The organism is Allobacillus halotolerans (genome assembly GCF_018967645.1).
GTDB classification, from domain to species: domain Bacteria; phylum Bacillota; class Bacilli; order Bacillales; family Alkalibacillaceae; genus Allobacillus; species Allobacillus halotolerans.
In genome coordinates, this window is sequence record NZ_JAHLZF010000003.1 from 76,662 (window position 1) to 94,163 (window position 17,502).

The 17,502-nt window shown below is 39.3% G+C and carries 17 protein-coding genes and 1 tRNA gene; 1 reads left to right on the forward strand and 17 read right to left on the reverse strand.

What is annotated here, in order from left to right; translation table 11 throughout:
- The 3 genes from yycF to KQ486_RS03320 all read right to left on the reverse strand — a co-directional run bounded on the left by yycF (position 1) and on the right by KQ486_RS03320 (position 3,267).
- A complete protein-coding gene (yycF, locus tag KQ486_RS03310; protein WP_144089081.1) occupies positions 1-705 on the reverse strand; it encodes a response regulator YycF in 705 nt (234 codons plus the stop codon).
- Between the two features lie 404 nt (positions 706-1,109).
- Positions 1,110-2,687, reverse strand: coding sequence for a M23 family metallopeptidase (locus KQ486_RS03315; RefSeq protein ID WP_216686795.1), 1,578 nt, complete (start codon positions 2,685-2,687; stop codon positions 1,110-1,112).
- 507 nt (positions 2,688-3,194) lie between these two features.
- Positions 3,195-3,267: transfer RNA gene (locus KQ486_RS03320), tRNA-Phe, on the reverse strand.
- Between the two features lie 168 nt (positions 3,268-3,435).
- Between KQ486_RS03320 and KQ486_RS03325 the strand changes: the two genes are divergently transcribed.
- Positions 3,436-3,828: a cbb3-type cytochrome c oxidase subunit I gene (locus KQ486_RS03325; protein WP_144163264.1), complete on the forward strand. Its 393-nt coding sequence runs from the start codon at positions 3,436-3,438 to the stop codon at positions 3,826-3,828.
- A gap of 263 nt (positions 3,829-4,091) precedes the next feature.
- On the opposite strand, the gene KQ486_RS03330 is transcribed toward KQ486_RS03325, so the two are convergent.
- The 14 genes from KQ486_RS03330 to KQ486_RS03395 all read right to left on the reverse strand — a co-directional run bounded on the left by KQ486_RS03330 (position 4,092) and on the right by KQ486_RS03395 (position 17,460).
- The gene (locus KQ486_RS03330; protein WP_216686796.1) at positions 4,092-5,375 is read right to left on the reverse strand and encodes an adenylosuccinate synthase; all 1,284 of its coding nucleotides are present in this window, start codon (positions 5,373-5,375) and stop codon (positions 4,092-4,094) included.
- Positions 5,376-5,700: 325 nt separating this feature from the next.
- The gene (locus KQ486_RS03335; RefSeq protein ID WP_216686797.1) at positions 5,701-6,393 is read right to left on the reverse strand and encodes an ABC transporter permease; all 693 of its coding nucleotides are present in this window, start codon (positions 6,391-6,393) and stop codon (positions 5,701-5,703) included.
- Complete coding sequence (locus KQ486_RS03340; RefSeq protein ID WP_216686798.1) at positions 6,393-7,241, reverse strand: ABC transporter ATP-binding protein; 849 nt, start codon at positions 7,239-7,241, stop codon at positions 6,393-6,395. The genes KQ486_RS03335 and KQ486_RS03340 overlap by 1 nt, the downstream gene beginning before the upstream one ends.
- A 163-nt stretch (positions 7,242-7,404) precedes the next feature.
- The gene (locus tag KQ486_RS14590; protein ID WP_216686799.1) at positions 7,405-8,364 is read right to left on the reverse strand and encodes a LytTR family transcriptional regulator DNA-binding domain-containing protein; all 960 of its coding nucleotides are present in this window, start codon (positions 8,362-8,364) and stop codon (positions 7,405-7,407) included.
- Between the two features lie 106 nt (positions 8,365-8,470).
- Entirely contained in the window at positions 8,471-9,832 is a 1,362-nt protein-coding gene (gene dnaB / locus KQ486_RS03350; RefSeq protein ID WP_144163259.1) for a replicative DNA helicase, read from the reverse strand.
- Between the two features lie 30 nt (positions 9,833-9,862).
- Entirely contained in the window at positions 9,863-10,309 is a 447-nt protein-coding gene (rplI, locus tag KQ486_RS03355) for a 50S ribosomal protein L9 (RefSeq protein WP_144163258.1), read from the reverse strand.
- Positions 10,306-12,279 carry a DHH family phosphoesterase gene (locus tag KQ486_RS03360; protein WP_216686800.1) on the reverse strand — a complete coding sequence of 658 codons (1,974 nt, stop codon included), beginning with the start codon at positions 12,277-12,279 and terminating at the stop codon, positions 10,306-10,308. Before KQ486_RS03360 ends, rplI begins: the two co-directional genes overlap by 4 nt.
- A gap of 39 nt (positions 12,280-12,318) precedes the next feature.
- Positions 12,319-13,266: a YybS family protein gene (locus tag KQ486_RS03365; RefSeq protein ID WP_216686801.1), complete on the reverse strand. Its 948-nt coding sequence runs from the start codon at positions 13,264-13,266 to the stop codon at positions 12,319-12,321.
- A gap of 406 nt (positions 13,267-13,672) precedes the next feature.
- Positions 13,673-13,900, reverse strand: a complete 228-nt coding sequence (gene rpsR, locus KQ486_RS03370) for a 30S ribosomal protein S18 (RefSeq protein ID WP_236782619.1) — start codon at positions 13,898-13,900, stop codon at positions 13,673-13,675.
- A gap of 15 nt (positions 13,901-13,915) precedes the next feature.
- Positions 13,916-14,398: a single-stranded DNA-binding protein gene (gene ssb / locus KQ486_RS03375; protein WP_144163254.1), complete on the reverse strand. Its 483-nt coding sequence runs from the start codon at positions 14,396-14,398 to the stop codon at positions 13,916-13,918.
- Positions 14,399-14,410: 12 nt separating this feature from the next.
- Entirely contained in the window at positions 14,411-14,701 is a 291-nt protein-coding gene (gene rpsF, locus KQ486_RS03380) for a 30S ribosomal protein S6 (protein ID WP_144163253.1), read from the reverse strand.
- Between the two features lie 136 nt (positions 14,702-14,837).
- Complete coding sequence (ychF, locus tag KQ486_RS03385) at positions 14,838-15,938, reverse strand: redox-regulated ATPase YchF (protein ID WP_144163252.1); 1,101 nt, start codon at positions 15,936-15,938, stop codon at positions 14,838-14,840.
- Positions 15,939-16,137: 199 nt separating this feature from the next.
- Positions 16,138-16,335 (reverse strand): DUF951 domain-containing protein, encoded by a 198-nt coding sequence (locus KQ486_RS03390; RefSeq protein WP_216686802.1) that lies wholly within the window; start codon positions 16,333-16,335, stop codon positions 16,138-16,140.
- A gap of 99 nt (positions 16,336-16,434) precedes the next feature.
- The gene (locus tag KQ486_RS03395) at positions 16,435-17,460 is read right to left on the reverse strand and encodes a YkvI family membrane protein (RefSeq protein WP_216686803.1); all 1,026 of its coding nucleotides are present in this window, start codon (positions 17,458-17,460) and stop codon (positions 16,435-16,437) included.
- Positions 17,461-17,502: the final 42 nt, after the last annotated feature.

Genomic DNA, 17,502 nt, shown 5'->3' on the forward strand with positions numbered 1-17,502 from the left:
CTACTCCTGCTCAGGGTTTCTCAAGTAATAACCTACTCCTCTTCTTGTCACAATCCAGTTAGGGTTACTTGGATTTTCTTCGATTTTTTCACGGAGACGTCGGACAGTGACATCGACCGTTCGGACATCTCCAAAGTAATCATAGCCCCAAACGGTTTCCAACAAGTGTTCACGCGTCATTACCTGTTCGATATGTTTCGCTAAATAGAGTAGCAATTCAAACTCACGATGTGTCAGATCGACTGGTTCACCGTTTCTCGTGACAGAGTAGTTTTCCCGGTTGATTTCAAGGCCACCAATTTTAATATTGGACAAGCCAGAGCTTGTGCCATTATCTTCGCTTGTTGAGCGGCGTAAATTCGCTTTCACTCGCGCAATCAATTCGCGGTTACTGAATGGCTTTGTGACGTAGTCATCCGCTCCGAGCTCCAGACCTAATACTTTATCGATCTCGGAATCCTTCGCCGTCAGCATAATGATCGGCATCTGGTAGTCCTTTCGAATTTCACGGCACACTTCCATTCCATCTTTCTCCGGAAGCATGATATCAAGAAGCACCAGGTCGGGTTCTTCCGTTCGAACAAGATCGATTGCTTCATTTCCGTCATAAGCGACGAATACATCATAACCTTCTTTATCTAAGTTGAATTCAAGTATATCTGCAATTGGTTTTTCATCATCGACTACTAAAATTTTTGTTTTCATTGCTTTTACACCATCCTCTTTCATTTCTTTCATTGTTGAGAATCTGAGGTGCGGTTCGTTTCGTTTTTTTATTCGCTACCTAGTTGTTCTATTCATATTTACTTGTTTACATTTTAACGTACATTGCATGAAAAGTCTTATTATAGAAGTGTTCTTCATAGAATTGACAGAATCATCTTTACAATCATCTAACAAGTTACCATTCATTATTGACGGTTCATTCATTTGCTAAAAATGAGGTCTGACCGATTAATATTAGTAGCATTATCTCTACATCTTCCCTCAATCAGACGTCGTAATCCTGAATATCTAATCGATATGAAAAAAGTAGTTCAATTAGCGTACAAAATATAACTTTGTACTTCTAAACTGAACTACTTTACATGTAAATCCATTCACTTTTATTAGCGGCCAACGTAACTAAGTGGGTTGACGAGTCCACCATTTCGGTATACTTCAAAATGTAAATGTACGCCGGTTGATCTTCCTGTCGTTCCCATTTGGCCAATGGATTGTCCTTTTTTAACCGTTTGTCCAGGACTAACGCTCATACTGCTAAGATGAGAATAAGTTGTCTTGAATCCGTTATTATGGTTAATGACGACACGGTTTCCGTACGCACCGTCCCAGCTAGCCTGTACAACCGTTCCGTTGTCTGCTGATTTAATCGTGCGGTTACCTACACCAGCAATGTCAATTCCTTTATGGTAAGAACCCCAACGTGAACCCATCTTACTTGTAATATGTCCACCAACAGCTGGCCATCCGAGCTGCCCAGAACCACGGTTGGAAACTCGCTTTGTGCCTTTTAAGATGATTTTGTCTTTCGGTTCTTTAACAACTTCTTCATTCACTTTTTCTTCATTGATGACTTTTCCGTTTTTCGTTGTCACTTTATACGTAAGGACCTTCTTGCCTTTTTCGCCTTGTTGTTTAACTTTCTCATTTCCTTGGTAGATCTCATTCGAGTTTTTTGTAATCGTATCATAATCGATTGATTTTTCTTCTGTCTTTTCTGCAGTATAAACGACATCGATAAATTTCTTCTCTTGTTTAACCTTGACCGTCTCACCTGCTTGGATGATTTCGACGTCATCTAAACCAGGATTCAAATCAATGAACTCATCGGTTGATAGATTGTTTGATTTCGCAATCGTTTCGATGTCACTTTCATCTTCGACTGGTTTTTCTTTTGCAATGGAAATTCCTCGTTCAATCAATTTCGTTAATTGCTCAACCTCTAATAATTTCGTCGGGTTGACGCGTTCTTTTGTGACAACGACGTTCTCTGTAAAACTGACATCAATTTTCGCTGAGTCATTTTCTACGGAAACTGTCTCAGGAAGGATAACCGTTCCCTCTTCTTGCTCCGATTGTTCTAACTCTTCCTTGTTCATATCTTTTAAGATTGGCTTTGGTAAGATCAATTCGTCTTCTTCTTGTTTGACAAAGGTAAACAAATCAGATTGTAGTTCTTTAGGCAATGATTCATTGATCACACCGTTCAACGCTTTGTTGGCCATGTCGATGTTTTTCACATAACCGATGGATTGGTCGTTGACTAACAACTCAACCGCTTGCGTTGCGAACGCCAAGTTTTCTTCCAAATTCGTAACGACTTTTTCAGATTCGACATCTGAATTAAATACAAGTTCACGGACATAATTGATCTCTTCACTCGTTACGAGTTCAATGTCATTATGACGTGCTTGTGCTTCATTTTTCTTTTCTTCTATATATTGATCGATTTCATCTGGATCTTCGACAGAACCAATATGATCTTCTCCATAATAAACATGATAGATTTCATCCAAGCCTAAGCTTTCGGCATTCGTATTCGACGCAGCCAAAGCTACACCTGTAGTCGTACCGGCAACAGCTACTGTCATACCGACAGCAAGCTTACTGGTTCGTTTTATATTTATGATTTGGTTTGATACGTTCCTTGTGAATTTTTTTAAATTATCGAATATATTCCCCAAAATCTACATCCTCCATATAAAAAAGCAGTTTGTGTTCTCTCTCTCTATTTTCTAGTTAGGTAGCAATCTATTTCTCACGATAACAAATCTACCATAAGTCCTACTTGAAAATAAACCCTTTTAATCGATTTGTAACGAACTTGTATCATTCCTACAAAAATATGGTAATTTAGTCGTGAGCATGATTACGTCTACATCGTTACCTATTCAATGTGTGAGATTTCATTGGTATCTTCATTAATAAAATCGTTTGGTAATTACCTTTAAGATGGTTTTCCTGTTGAAATAAAAATTATTTGACGAAATGAGATGTTATGAAGTTCTTTTGGATGTTTGGATGGGTTCTCGATGACAGTTTGAGTGGATGGCGTGCTCGTTTACGTATCGAGACGCGCTATCGATGACATCCCGAGTGCGTTACGAACTTATTCGGGCGTCGAGACGCAATCTAGTTGTACATCAACAAACAAAAAAGTGACTTCAACGAATTGAAGTCACTTTTTGGGATGGCTTGGGACGGAATCGAACCGCCGACACAAGGATTTTCAGTCCTTTGCTCTACCGACTGAGCTACCAAGCCGTCATTTATATTTAATGAATCGGACAGCGTTTATCATAGCACATAAATTTGTGAATTGGAAGTGTGTTGTTAATTAGACGTAATTTTTTAAATAGAAGCAATTTTATTCAACCAACAACATATAATCAAAGTACAATTTACATTAATAGTTTAATGAGGAGGTTTCGTATGGGACCATGGTGGATTCGTATAGCCGCACTATATTTAATTTTTGGTATCTCGGTAGGTATTTTCATGTCTTCTACACTGGCGTTAAATTGGGCAAGTGCTCATGCCCACGTGAATTTAGCAGGTTGGGCAACAACGGGTTTAATTGGGGTGATCTATTCAGTTTTCCCAAATGCAGGCAATAACCGTTTAGGCAAGATTCATTTTTGGTTGCATCAGATTGGATTGCCACTTTTCCTTTTAAGTACGTTTTTAGTTCAAGTACCAAACATGTTAGAAACAGCTCATTTGCTGACCTTTACTGGTGCTGGGTTGTTCGGTCTAGGATTAATCCTCTTCTTGATCAATCTCTTTGTTAATGTCCGGGAAGCAGATGCTGTTACGAAAAATTAATTGTTCTATTTAGAAAGCAAGAGGCTGGAACAAATCTAAGTTATAAACCCAGAAACACGAATGACAATCTAATTTAGCGTAGGAAATATACGGAGACTTCTGCGGGAGCAAAAGCCTAGGTGAGACCCCGCAGTGCGAAGCACGAGGAGGCTCAACAGCTGCCCGCGAAAAGCGCAGTATATTTCCGAAGCGGGTATTTCCGGCACACTAAATTAGATTGTTCGTATCTGAGTCAACTTTAAAGATTTTTTCCCAGGCTCTTTTTAAATAATCGTCTCTCTAATAATTGTCTGTTCACGATCTGGACCAACAGAGAAAATAGCTACTTTCGTTTTCGTCAATTGTTCAATTCGCTTAAGATATGTTTGTGCGTTTTGTGGAAGTTCTTCGAAAGAAGTCACGTTTGTAATATCTTCCTTCCAACCTGGTAGCTCTTCATAAACGGGTTGGCATTTCTCAAGCTGGCGTAAGTTTGCTGGGTAATAGTTGATTCTTTCCCCTTCATAGTCGTAACCCACACAAATCTTCAATGTGTCGAGACCTGTTAGTACGTCAAGGCAATTTAATGAAATCCCCGTCATCCCACTTGTTCTTCGTGAATGGTTAACAACGACAGCATCAAACCAGCCGACTCTACGTGGACGTCCTGTTGTCGTACCGTACTCACGACCGACTTCACGAATTTGGTGAGCGATATCTCCGCTTAGTTCTGTTGGGAATGGACCGTCTCCTACGCGTGTCGTGTAAGCTTTTGAAACACCGATGACGTTTTCAATCATGTTCGGTCCGATACCGCTACCTGTTGCAACCCCTGCAGCTGACGTGCTGGAAGAGGTAACATACGGGTACGTACCATGATCGATGTCTAGCATGACACCTTGAGCACCTTCAAATAAGATTTTATTCCCCTTCTCCACTTCTTCTTCTAAAACAATAGAAGTGTCTGTTACATAAGGAGCAAGCGTTTCGCCGTACGCTTTATATTCTTCATAAATCGCATCAATATCTAACGGCTCTCCACCAAAATGCTTCATCCAATGATTTTTTTCTTGAACAATATCTTCTAATTTTTCTTTTAACGTTTCAGGATCAATCAATTCAGCCATACGGATTCCGATACGGTTAACTTTATCCGCATAAGCAGGACCGATTCCTTTTTTCGTCGTTCCGATTTGTTTATCGATACCTTTGCTCTCTTCTTGCAAGCGATCCAGTTCCATATGATAAGGCAATATGACATGCGCTCGGTTACTAATTTTCAAATGTGAAAGGTCGGCACCGTGGCTTTTAACATAATCCATTTCTTTTAGTAATGATTTTGGATTAATCACCATGCCGTTTCCTAAAATACAAATCTTATCATCGTTAAAAATCCCTGAAGGAATTAAGTGTAGTTTATATGTTTGGCCTGCAAATTGAATGGTATGGCCAGCATTGTCGCCTCCTTGGAATCGAGCAACCACATCAGATTGCTGCGCAAGAAAGTCAGTAATTTTTCCTTTTCCTTCGTCTCCCCATTGAGTACCTACTACAACAGTCGTTGCCATATAGACAACCTCCTAAAGTTAAGATATTAAACAACCATTGATTATTCTAGCAGTATTTATCAATTAAAACAATGATAATACGAATATTGTTATGTAAAATCATTTAAATGTACGCTTTTTGCCACTTTTTGTCATGAGTTAACTTTCCCTTAAAAAATATATTTCCTGGGAAATAACGAATTTTGTCGAAGAAAAATAATTATCAAACATGAGTGGTAACTAAAAATATCTTAACCTATGAAAGCGATAATATAATTAAAAAAAGCCCCTAAAGAAAATCGCAGTATTCAGCACGATTCTTCTTTAGGGACTTTCATATAAAAAATTAATTATCTGTACTAACTTTTTTCAAACAGATGAATGTAAATATGGCAGCAGCGATTACCCATATGGCAACGATACCGATTGCCGTCCATGAATTCGTTTCATGCATATCAATCATCTGCATAATCGGAAAGTAATCGGCAATCTTGATGGCAATACTATCTTCTCCCAGATTCAAAAATTCGATCATTGGTGTAAAACCAAATAAAAACATAACCGGCATAATATATGCTGAAGTGTTGGCTACTGACTTCGTAAACAATCCTATGCCAATCCCCAATAGCAGGAAGAAAAGAAACAAAAGAATTAGTCCAATAATCGGTTGAACGGCTAAAAATGTGTCATTGCCTAAAATAGCCAAAGATATAATTAACGAAACTAAGGTGAATAGCCCGACGACTAAGCTCTTTCCAATGAGAATATCAGCGAGAGAAGCAGGTGACTGGATGAGTCCACGTAATGTTTTCTTTTCATTTTCTTCAGCCATCATCGTCATCATCCCACTCGTCGTTACGGCAGAATAGGTTGCCCCGACAATGAGATATAGTAAAAAAATAGGTAGCTCCCCTTCACCCATCCGACTGTACATAAAGGCAAGAAAAATCGGAATGACCGGCATCATCAATAACATCATGTTCTTTCTAAATTCCTTCAGATCCTTTTCAAAAATAGCACCAATCCGTTGTGTATTCATTAGACGAGCTCCTTTCCGGTAAGCTTTAAAAATACATCTCCGAGTGTCGGTTTATCTGATTGTATGGATTTAACCTTTCCAGCGGCAATTAAATCTCTAATTTGATCAGCATTTTTTGAATCATTTCCTAAGACGAACTTTTCATTCGTAGTTGTTTCGATATGAAAATCATGTGATGAATATTTAAATCTAAGTTCATCTGGATTTCCTAACTCTTGTATTGTGCCGTTATCCAAGAAGGCTACACGATCACATAACTTTGTTGCTTCTTCCATATCGTGCGTCGTTAGAAAAATTGTCGTACCCGCTTCGTTCAACTTTTGTAGGCCCCGATGAATGTGTATGACATTCCCAGGATCCAACGCGGATGTCGGCTCATCTAAAAACACAAGGTCTGGTTGATGAACTAAAGCTTTCGCAAGCAATATTCGCTGCTTCATTCCTTTTGATAGTTTAGATACGACTTTATTGCGGTCATTTTTCAAGTTTACATCATCTAAAATGACATCAATTCGCTCTAATGGTGCTCCGTATAATTTACAAAATAATTTCAGATTATCGTATACCGTTAAACGTTCATAGAGTGCACTGTTATCTGATAAAATCCCGATTTTTGACTTGAATTGAGTTGAGTCAAACGACGATGCATCTGTATCTAGTACACAGACATCACCGGTTGTTTGTTCGAGCTCTCCCGTTAAAATTTTAATTGTTGTTGTTTTACCCGATCCACTCGGTCCCAACAAACCGAATATTTCCCCTTTTTTTACATGGAAACTTACGTCTTCAATGGCAACTTGTTGGTCAAATGCCTTTCTTAGACCAGAAACTTGAATTGCGTTTTCCAATTGAACCCCTCCTTTGGCGATCTACTCATATCGTACATGGCATCCGTTATGAATGCAGTAGTTCCACGGTGAGATGTACCAAACGAAACGTAAATCGTACCTTTCACTTACTGAATTGGATTCCCAAAAGAGGTTCACACCGTCCAAAAGGGATGAACGGTACCTATTTCAGATCGAATGTATCCTGAATATGCTGTATTTTTGTGCGAGATAACGGAATGGTAGACTTCGGTTTATTATCGATACGAAGTGAGTATGTATTTTTTGACCATGTTATGATTTCTCGTACTTTTTGCAAGTTGACGATATAAGATCGGTGGCACCGATAAAATCCGTATGGTTCAATTTTTTTCTCGATTTCAGCTAACGTCGAATCTAATGAAAAAGATTCATGGTTTACAACAATCTGTGCCTTCCCATCCTGACTTTCAATATAATCGATTTCCGTTGGGTCGAATAAAATAATTTTGTCTTCTACTTTAGCCGGAACTTTATATAATTTGGATGTCGTTAATGTAGCTGAATTTTGTTCAGTTTCGGTAGTAGTTTCACTCAATTGCTCTTGAGCAACTTCGATTTCTTGCAGACCATTTTCTTTTAGTTTATACGTCAGATCACTAAGAAGTAGCGCATGTTCGAGGTTGGAAACTAGGATGAGCACTGGTGTTTTGTTCTCTTTCAATTTTTGCAGCATATTCATGAATGTATTCATTGTATGTAAATCGACACCTTGGATTGGCTCATGAAAGACCACAGGATAATGATCCATCATAAAATATTTTGCATAATAAACACGAGCGAGTTCCGATGGTGTACATTTACTCAACGGTTTGTCAGCACATGTTTGTAAGCCAAACATTACAAGAATCTCGGGAAAAGTCATTGAACACCCAAACCACTTATGGAAAAATTTAGTGTTATCAGCTACGGTTAAACGGTCGTAAAGTCCTTCCTGTCGATCGAAAACGCTCATCTTCCCCTCGCGAAGAATCGCTTCAATTAACTCTGCTTGCAGATCCGTGTCGCTGTATATTGCTGTCGTAATTGATTCATTCAGATCGAGAGATACCGATGGAAGTTTTTCATCTTTCGCAGCTTCATAGTTTAATGTGTAATCTGACACCTTACAACCTCCCTTTTGTTCGGATTATTCTATCTATTAACCATAATATAATACTATCAAAAAAACCGCCGTATAACCGGCGGTTCATTTATTTTCGTTCAAAAACTTATGCAGGTGGTATTTCCGCTTCAGAATACCTGCGATCGAGATCGACGAATTTGTTGTATTCTTTCACAAATGCGAGCTCCACGGTTCCAACAGGACCATTTCTTTGCTTCGCGATAATGATTTCGATAATATTTTCTTTTTCTGATTCTTGATCGTAATAATCGTCCCTATATAAGAAACCAACGATATCCGCATCCTGCTCAATACTTCCGGATTCACGGATGTCAGACATAATCGGGCGCTTGTCTTGTCGCTGTTCAACTCCACGAGAAAGCTGAGACAGAGCGATGACAGGCACTTCCAATTCCCGTGCCAATGCTTTTAGTTGACGAGAAATTTCGGAAACTTCTTGTTGCCTGCTTTCCCGGCTATTTGCGTTTCCTTGAATTAATTGCAGGTAATCAATGAGAACCATTCCAAGACCACTCTCTTGTTTTAAACGACGGCACTTGGAGCGAATCTCGTTCACTTTAATACCTGGTGTGTCATCAATATAGATTCCTGCGTTGGATAAGCTACCCATCGCCATCGTTAGCTTTCTCCAATCTTCCTCTTGCAGTTTACCTGTACGTAAGCGTTGAGCATCGATATTTCCTTCTGCACAAAGCATACGCATGACAAGCTGGTCAGCTCCCATCTCCAAACTGAAGATCGCGACGTTCTCATCTGAGTTCACTGCAACGTTTTGTGCGATGTTCAATGCGAATGCCGTCTTACCTACGGAAGGACGTGCAGCGACAATGATTAGATCGTTCTTCTGAAAACCCGATGTAATATAATCTAAATCGCGGAATCCAGTGGCGATACCGGTGACTTCTTCATCCATATTATGCAGCTGTTCGATATTATCATAAACGCCAACCAAAACGTCCTGGATATTTTGAAAACGACCGGATGATTTATTTTGAGAGATATCTAGAATCGTTTTCTCAGCGTGATCAAGCAAATCGGTTACTTCATCACCTTCATCATATGTCTTGGTGACGATATCGGTTGCTGCATGAATAATTTTCCGTAAGGTTGATTTCTCTTCAACAATGCGCGCATAGTATTCGATATTGGCAGCTGTCGGAACTGAATTAGCGATATCCGTTAAATACGATACACCGCCGACTTCATCCAACATTTTCAAATCGTCTAGTTCGGTCGTTATGGTTACCAGATCGATGGGTTCTCCTTTATCGGTCAGACGAATCATCATTGAAAAAATACGTTGATGACTTACACGGTAGAAGTCCTCTGGCTCTAATATTTCAGTTGCTGTCACAATCATATCCGGAACAAGAAAAATAGCACCTAGTACAGCTTGTTCCGCTTCGATATTATGAGGCAATGTTCGGTCTTGTGAGATGTCTGACACTTCGTTCCCCCCTTTTCCATCTGGATGATGTTATTGTTCAACGACATGCACTCGAAGTGTTGCTGTCACATCTTGGTGCAGTTTCACCGGTACATTCGTAAAACCAAGTGAACGAATTGGATCGTCCAATTCGATCTTCCGTTTATCTACTTTGATTTGATGTGTCTTTTTCAATTCTTCAGCAATTTGCTTACTCGTAATCGATCCGAATAAGCGGCCTGAATCACCTGATTTAGCTGATAGCTCAACGGTAAGGTTCTCAACCGTTTCTTTTAATTTCTTTGCTTCTTCTAACTCTTGTTTGGCTTTCTCTTTCTGTTTCTCTTTTTGCGCTTCCAACTGTTTGAGATTACCGGGTGTCGCTTCAACTGCTAGGTTATTTTTCAATAAATAGTTATTCGCATATCCGATTGCTACGTCCTTTACTTCGCCTTTTTTTCCTTTACCTTTAACGTCTTTTGTGAAAATTACTTTCATTCGTTCTCATCCTCCCCTAAATATTCATCGATGATCCCTTGAAGTTGCTCAACCACTTGTTCAATGGTTGTATCTTCTAATTGAGTAGCAGCGTTCGTCAAGTGACCACCCCCGTTCATACTTTCCATGATCACTTGCACATTCACTTCACCAAGTGACCGGGCGCTGACCCCGACTTTTCCATCCGAACGCTCTGACACGACGAAAGCCGCACGCACATCTGTCATGGTCAGTAAGGTGTCTGCTGCTTGAGCAATGATGACTGCACTATATGGTTCGCCTTCTTCAGCACGAGAGATGGCAATCCCTTGTTTATAAATCTCAGCATTTTTAATCAGCTCACTACGCCTGATATACACGTCGATATCTTCTTTCAACAGCTCTTGGACAAATACGGTATCTGCCCCTTTTGATCTTAAATAGGAAGCTGCATCAAATGTTCTTGAACCTGTACGTAATGCAAATGATTTTGTATCGACAATGATCCCAGAAAGTAGTGAAGAAGCTTCCAGTACATTGAACTTTAATGGACCGTCCTGGTATTGAAGTAACTCAGTCACCAATTCAGCCGTAGAAGAGGCGTATGGTTCCATGTAAACCAATGTCGGGTCCTCGATAAATTCCTGTGCACGACGGTGGTGGTCGATGACAACGACATGATCCGTCCGGTTCAACAATTTCTCTTCCATGACCATGGATGGTTTATGCGTATCTACGACAATGACGAGTGTATCCTTCGTCAACATTTCCAGAGAATCTTCCGGCGTAATGAACCATCTAGAGAGTTCTTCGTCTTGATTGATTCGGTCCATTAATCGATTCACACCCGTATTATTCCCATCAGGGTCGAACACGACATAACCATTTTTATCATTCTGTTGAGCCAGCTTTAAAATCCCAATACACGAGCCGATTGAATCCATATCTGGCATTTGATGCCCCATAACGAGAACTTGGTCACTTGCTTTCACCAATTCACGTAATGCATGGGAAATAACTCGCGCCCGAACGCGTGTACGCTTCTCCATTGGATTCGTTTTTCCACCGAAGAATTTTACTTTTCCAGATTCATCCTTCACTGCAACTTGGTCACCGCCTCGCCCGAGAGCAAGGTCTAAACTCGATTGTGCCAAGGTGCCGAGTTCAGGTAAACTTTCCGTGTTTTTTCCGACTCCAATACTTAAAGTCAAGCTCACATTTTGATCAGAGATCAATTCACGTACCTCATCCAAAATTTCAAACTTCGTCTTTTCGAGTTGTGATAAAATTTCTTGGTTCATGACTGCAAGGAAACGGTCGGAAGAAGTCCGCTTTAAAAAGATTCCATGGTTTTTCGACCAATTATTCAGCAATGACGTCACTTGTGAGTTCAACTGACTCTTCAGCGTATCATCCATTGCCTGTGTCAGTTCATCGTAGTTATCCAAGTATATAATCGCCAAGACAGTTTCTTCGTCTTGATGCTTTTTCTCAATCTCAATTTGTTCTGTACGATCGAATAGATAGATCAATCGGTGATCTCTTTTGTGAATTAAATGGAATTTCCGGTCATGAATCGCAACCCACTCTTCATCCATTTCACTGTTTGCCATCGATAATAGTGTTTCGGACACATGTGACAGCGATTGACCAATAATGGATTGATCCTTATCAATGAAGTCATTTAAATACGGATTTGCCCATTCAATTTCCCGATCTTCACTATATAAAATAATGCCCACTGGCATTTCCAATAATGCTTCCTCACCGACCTTTTTCACTCGGTAAGACAACGTCGAAACATATTGTTCCGTCCGTCTTCTGAGCCGGTCTTCTGCACGCAAGGATAGAATGATAATAATGATGAGAACTGCTGTTAACGCAATTCCAATAAACCATTCATAAAAAATGGTCACAATAGCTAACGCTGTAGCTAAGATGTATAAGGACCAAAGGTATTTATTAATAATCAGTTTCTTGATATCTTTCATGATAACGTCATCTCCTAATGGACTGACATCAGACTCTATTTATTGGTTTCCGTTATTCGATAAGCGACTGCGTAACTGGAAACCTAAGTCAATTATACCTAAAATCCGTAAAGGATACAGGAGTAAAAATGGAAATAATACTAAACCAGCAACGACCGCAAACGGAACGAATTTTGGCCATTTTTTATGATGGACATAAAATACAATAAATGAAATTCCCTGAACGACCAATAACAAACCGATCATGGAATATAAATTCACACCGGCTAAATATAGCATGTCACTTGGATCGGTGTAAATCCAGGTCAAAATAATGGCAATTAAGTAATACCAAATTAACGATGTTGGAAAACTTAAGTAACGAAGCTTTGGAAACCGGTAAGATGTTTTTTCTGTCCGATTGATCCATCGATAACTCACCCATTGTGCAATCAAAGCAAACACGATGGAGATAACCATCATAAAGGTTGGGATGAGATAAACGAGACTTTTTGCTTGTTCCTTTGCTAATTCTAACGTTTCTTCATCTAAGTCAACTTCCATTGTACGCATGAAATTCTCAGAAGTTGAGAAAGAATCTTCTATTCCCTGGTGGATCGTGTCCATCCAATTGATTTGGAAAACAAACTGCGTCACTAAAAACAATAAGCCAAATCCAACAGCAAAACCTGCTGCTCCTGCCGCCCATGTTTCATAAGGACCGCTTCCTGCTCTTATGGAAGCTCCAATGACAATGCCCCCGATAGCTACCAATAGAACAAGTGGAACAGATATATAGGTTAGTAACAGCCCACAGATGACGCCGATAATCACAAACAGAACGACTCCTGCTTTCCACCCATGCTTTTTCGTCATTAAGACGAATGGTACCGGCAACAAGAAGACTGCCACCAAATTAACAATAGGAAAGAAAATCGAAATTAGCATAAGTAATAAAAATACAAGGCCATTAACGGCCCCATCTTTAAATATATCCGATTGATTCATAAACGCTTCTACACCTCTTTTATTAACGCTTGATGACTTCATAATCACCAAGAATAAAACAAACACCTACTTCCATTATTTTAGCAGGGAATCCATTGCATTGAAAGACTTCATGCTTGGTAACTAATTCAATAGATGAATTCCGAATCTTTTCTACCCGACTCGGTCTCCAATTCACATCAAAGGATCATATTTATTGATTTAGGGAACATATAATCTCTGTTTGGGAGCATAAAAAAGTCATTCGGGAGCATATCTTCTGACAATGGGATCATATGTGTCTCGCTTGGCTCATATATTTCCAACAAAGACCCATATCCAAGCTTGGCAAAGTCACACGTTCCCTCTCAAGTTCAAGAAGATGAAAAAAGCGACTTACCTTTTCGATAGATAAGTCGCTTCTTTATTATTCGCCACTTACAAATGGTAGTAATGCCATTTGTCTAGCGCGCTTAATTGCTTTAGTCAATTTACGCTGATATTTTGCAGATGTTCCTGTTACACGACGAGGTAAAATTTTACCGCGTTCGGAAACGAAACGTCTTAGCAAGTCAACATCTTTATAGTCGATGTGTGTAATTCCATTCGCTTTGAAATAACACACCTTTCTACGCTTACGTCCACGACGTGCCATGCAAATCCCTCCTCATTAAAATGGTAAATCGTCATCTGAAAGGTCGACTGGTTCGCCTTCTCTTTCAAATGGATTATTACTTTTCGGAGCAGACTGTTCTTGTGTCTGTCTCTGAAAGTTTTGATTGTTATTCGATGAGTTTGCCATGGTTGAACCTTGCCCACTTTGACCGGAGCTTCCTTTTGTTTCAAGGAACTGAATGCTCTCAGCCATAACTTCTGTTATATATACACGCTTCCCGTCTTGTCCTTCAAAATTACGCGTTTGGATTCGACCATCGACACCGATCATACTACCTTTTTTCATGTAGTTTGCTAAGTTTTCAGCCTGTCTACGCCAAGCGACACAATTAATAAAGTCCGCTTCACGCTCTCCTTGCTGATTCGAAAACGGTCTGTTTACGGCAATATTGAAGTTTGCTACTGCTACACCGTTTGGGGTATAACGCAAGTCTGGGTCACGTGTAAGTCTTCCTACTAAAACGACTCGATTCAACACATACAACACTCCTTATTGGTCATCTTCACGAATAGCCATATGACGAATAATGTTGTCTGAGAACTTCGCTAAACGATCAAATTCGTTAATAGCTTCTGGTTCAGCTTGGAAATTCAACAAAACATAGTAACCTTCACGATGGTCGTTGATTTCATAAGCTAAACGTTTCATACCCATTTCGTCAACGTTTTCAAGTTCCGCGCCATTGTCAGTAAGCACTTTGTTGAAGTATTCGACAACTTCTTTACGTGCTTCTTCTTCTAGATCTGGGCGGATGATGTACATGATTTCGTATTTATTCATCCGTCTGCACCTCCTTTTGGACTTAGCGGCTCTATTGCATATTGAATAGAGCAAGGAGTAATTTGATTAGATTAATTACTCACATCAACGTATTATACCAAACAAATCTCATCGAAACAACCAAAAATCATTGGATTTACACATTAAAACGGAAATGAATGACGTCACCATCTTGGACGATATATTCTTTACCCTCTAGACGTACTTGTCCTCTTTCTTTCGCAACAGCCATGGACCCAGCATCCGCCAAATCTTCATAAGAAACGATTTCTGCACGGATAAAACCTCTCTGAAAGTCTGTGTGGATAATTCCAGCAGCTTCCGGAGCTGTCATACCGGTACGGAATGTCCATGCACGTACTTCTTGTTCTCCTGCCGTAAAATAAGTTGCTAAGCCTAACATATTATAAGAAGCTTTGATTAATTGATCTAATCCTGATTCCTCAATACCCAGTTCTTGTAAAAATTCAGTTTTCTCTTCGCCTTCTAACTCGGCGATTTCTGCTTCAACTTTCGCACAGATGACAATCACTTCTGCATCTTCAGCAGCGGCGAATTCTTTTACGCGCTGGACATGCTCATTTTGCTCAATATCCAACAGCTCGTCTTCCCCGACGTTTGCTGCGTATAACATTGGTTTCACGGTCAGTAAATGAAGCTGTTTTACATATTTCTGTTGTTCTTTTGTAAACTCAACCGCTCTAGCCGGTGTTTCATTTTCAAATGCTTCGCGAAGTTTCTTTAACACTTCAAATTCAAACATTGATTCTTTATCTTTTTGTTTCGCCATTTTCTCCACTTTGTCATAGCGTTTCATGACGGTTTCCAAATCTGCAAGAATCAATTCCAAATTGATCGTCTCGATGTCTTCGATTGGATCGACTTTTCCAGATACATGCGTTACATTTTCATCGTCAAAACAACGAACGACCTGACAAATCGCATCCACTTGCCGGATGTGTGATAAAAATTGGTTACCTAGTCCTTCTCCTTTGCTGGCACCCTTAACAATTCCAGCGATGTCTGTAAATTCAAATGCTGTTGGTATCGTTTTTTTCGGTTTTACCAATTCAGTCAATTTATTCAAACGATCGTCTGGAACCTCCACAATTCCCACATTCGGATCGATGGTTGCGAATGGATAGTTTGCTGATAAAGCTCCTGCTTGTGTGATGGCATTAAATAATGTCGATTTACCAACGTTCGGCAAGCCGACAATTCCTGCTGTTAAAGACATTGTGACGTCCACTCCTTCAATTGATCTACTACCGAATCCTACGTTCAAGATTAGTCATAACAATTATAGTGATTCAACGATAAAAACACAAGTAACTGAAAATAAAAAAACAAGAGCACTATAGCCCTTGTTTGGTATGCAAGATGTTGAAATAAGACATTTAATTCAAGAAAATTCGTTTTTGTTTCACGTGAAACAATTATTCTTCAGATTTAACGAGCACCTTTTTCAACTTCTTTTCAAACTGTTTTCTTGGAATCATGACACTGTGATCACAGCCTTGACACTTGATACGGATATCCATGCCCATCCGGACAATTTTCCATTCATTCGTCCCACATGGGTGCTGTTTCTTCATTTCGACGATGTCATGTAATCCAAAATCCTTATCTGCCATCTGAGCATCTTCCTTTCTATATCCATTGCCAAATGTTTACCTCAAGATTATTCTGGGAAACAGATAAGCACTTAACGTGCACAATCTATGTTTATTTTATCAAATTTTATAGGCTGCTGCTCGTTTAATGATAGGAAACAATAGAATCGCACCAAGGACATATAAATTCAACACTCCATAAAGAGGATATAAGTAACTAATTAGATGAGAAAATGAGAAGAACGAAAACGGTAGTGCAATTAGTAAAACATATAGACCGACTCTACCTGTTGAGTGTTGTTTAAAGAATTCTTTAAGTCGAGAAATGATTCCAAATAAACTCGTCAACGCTGTTGTATAGATGGCAAACCATAATAAAACAGCCATCAACAGAAATATTTCAAACGGATAACCATTCAAAATGGCAAACAACGGTATTTCATAGAAATAAAGTTGTTCGGCGACGGAGATCAAACTCATATTATAAACCATAGAGATTGATCCTAGAATTAGTCCGCTGCCAATACTAGCAACATAAATTTCTTTTTTACTTTTTATTTCTTTTCCAACTGCACTTAATACTGCAATTAACGGTAACACATTGAGTGAGGTAAATGGGATGGCTTGTACCCAATTTGATTGATCGCTAATGCCATAAAAAAAGGAAACACGTTCTTGAAAAACGAAAATCATCAGTACGAGAAACAGTCCTACAATGAGTAACGGCAATAAAAATCGATTAATGGATAGTACGCCGTCCATCCCTCTGGGAATAATGACAAGTAGCAAAAGAACCATTAATAGAATACCAACAACATTTGACCATTCAAATATCGTGACTGTAGCACCACTGCCGGCAATCATGACAAAGAGTGTCGTGAATAAATAAATCATAACTAATAAATCATAAACTTTTGCAGATTTGACACCTAAAAATTGCTCCAATACCGGCATATAGTGCTCTGATTTTTTTAAATAGCTTACTTCCAAGATTACATGACAACTAATGATAAACATAATCGTAAATAAAACAATGGCCAGACTGCTACCAAGACCAAAGAACTCCCAAATTTCTCTGCCAGAAGCATAACCAGCACCTACCATCGTTGCAATTATTAAACCAATCCATTTGAATCCATTAATCATAGTCGGCCTCCAACGTATAAATGAATCGTAAAATCCGTATAC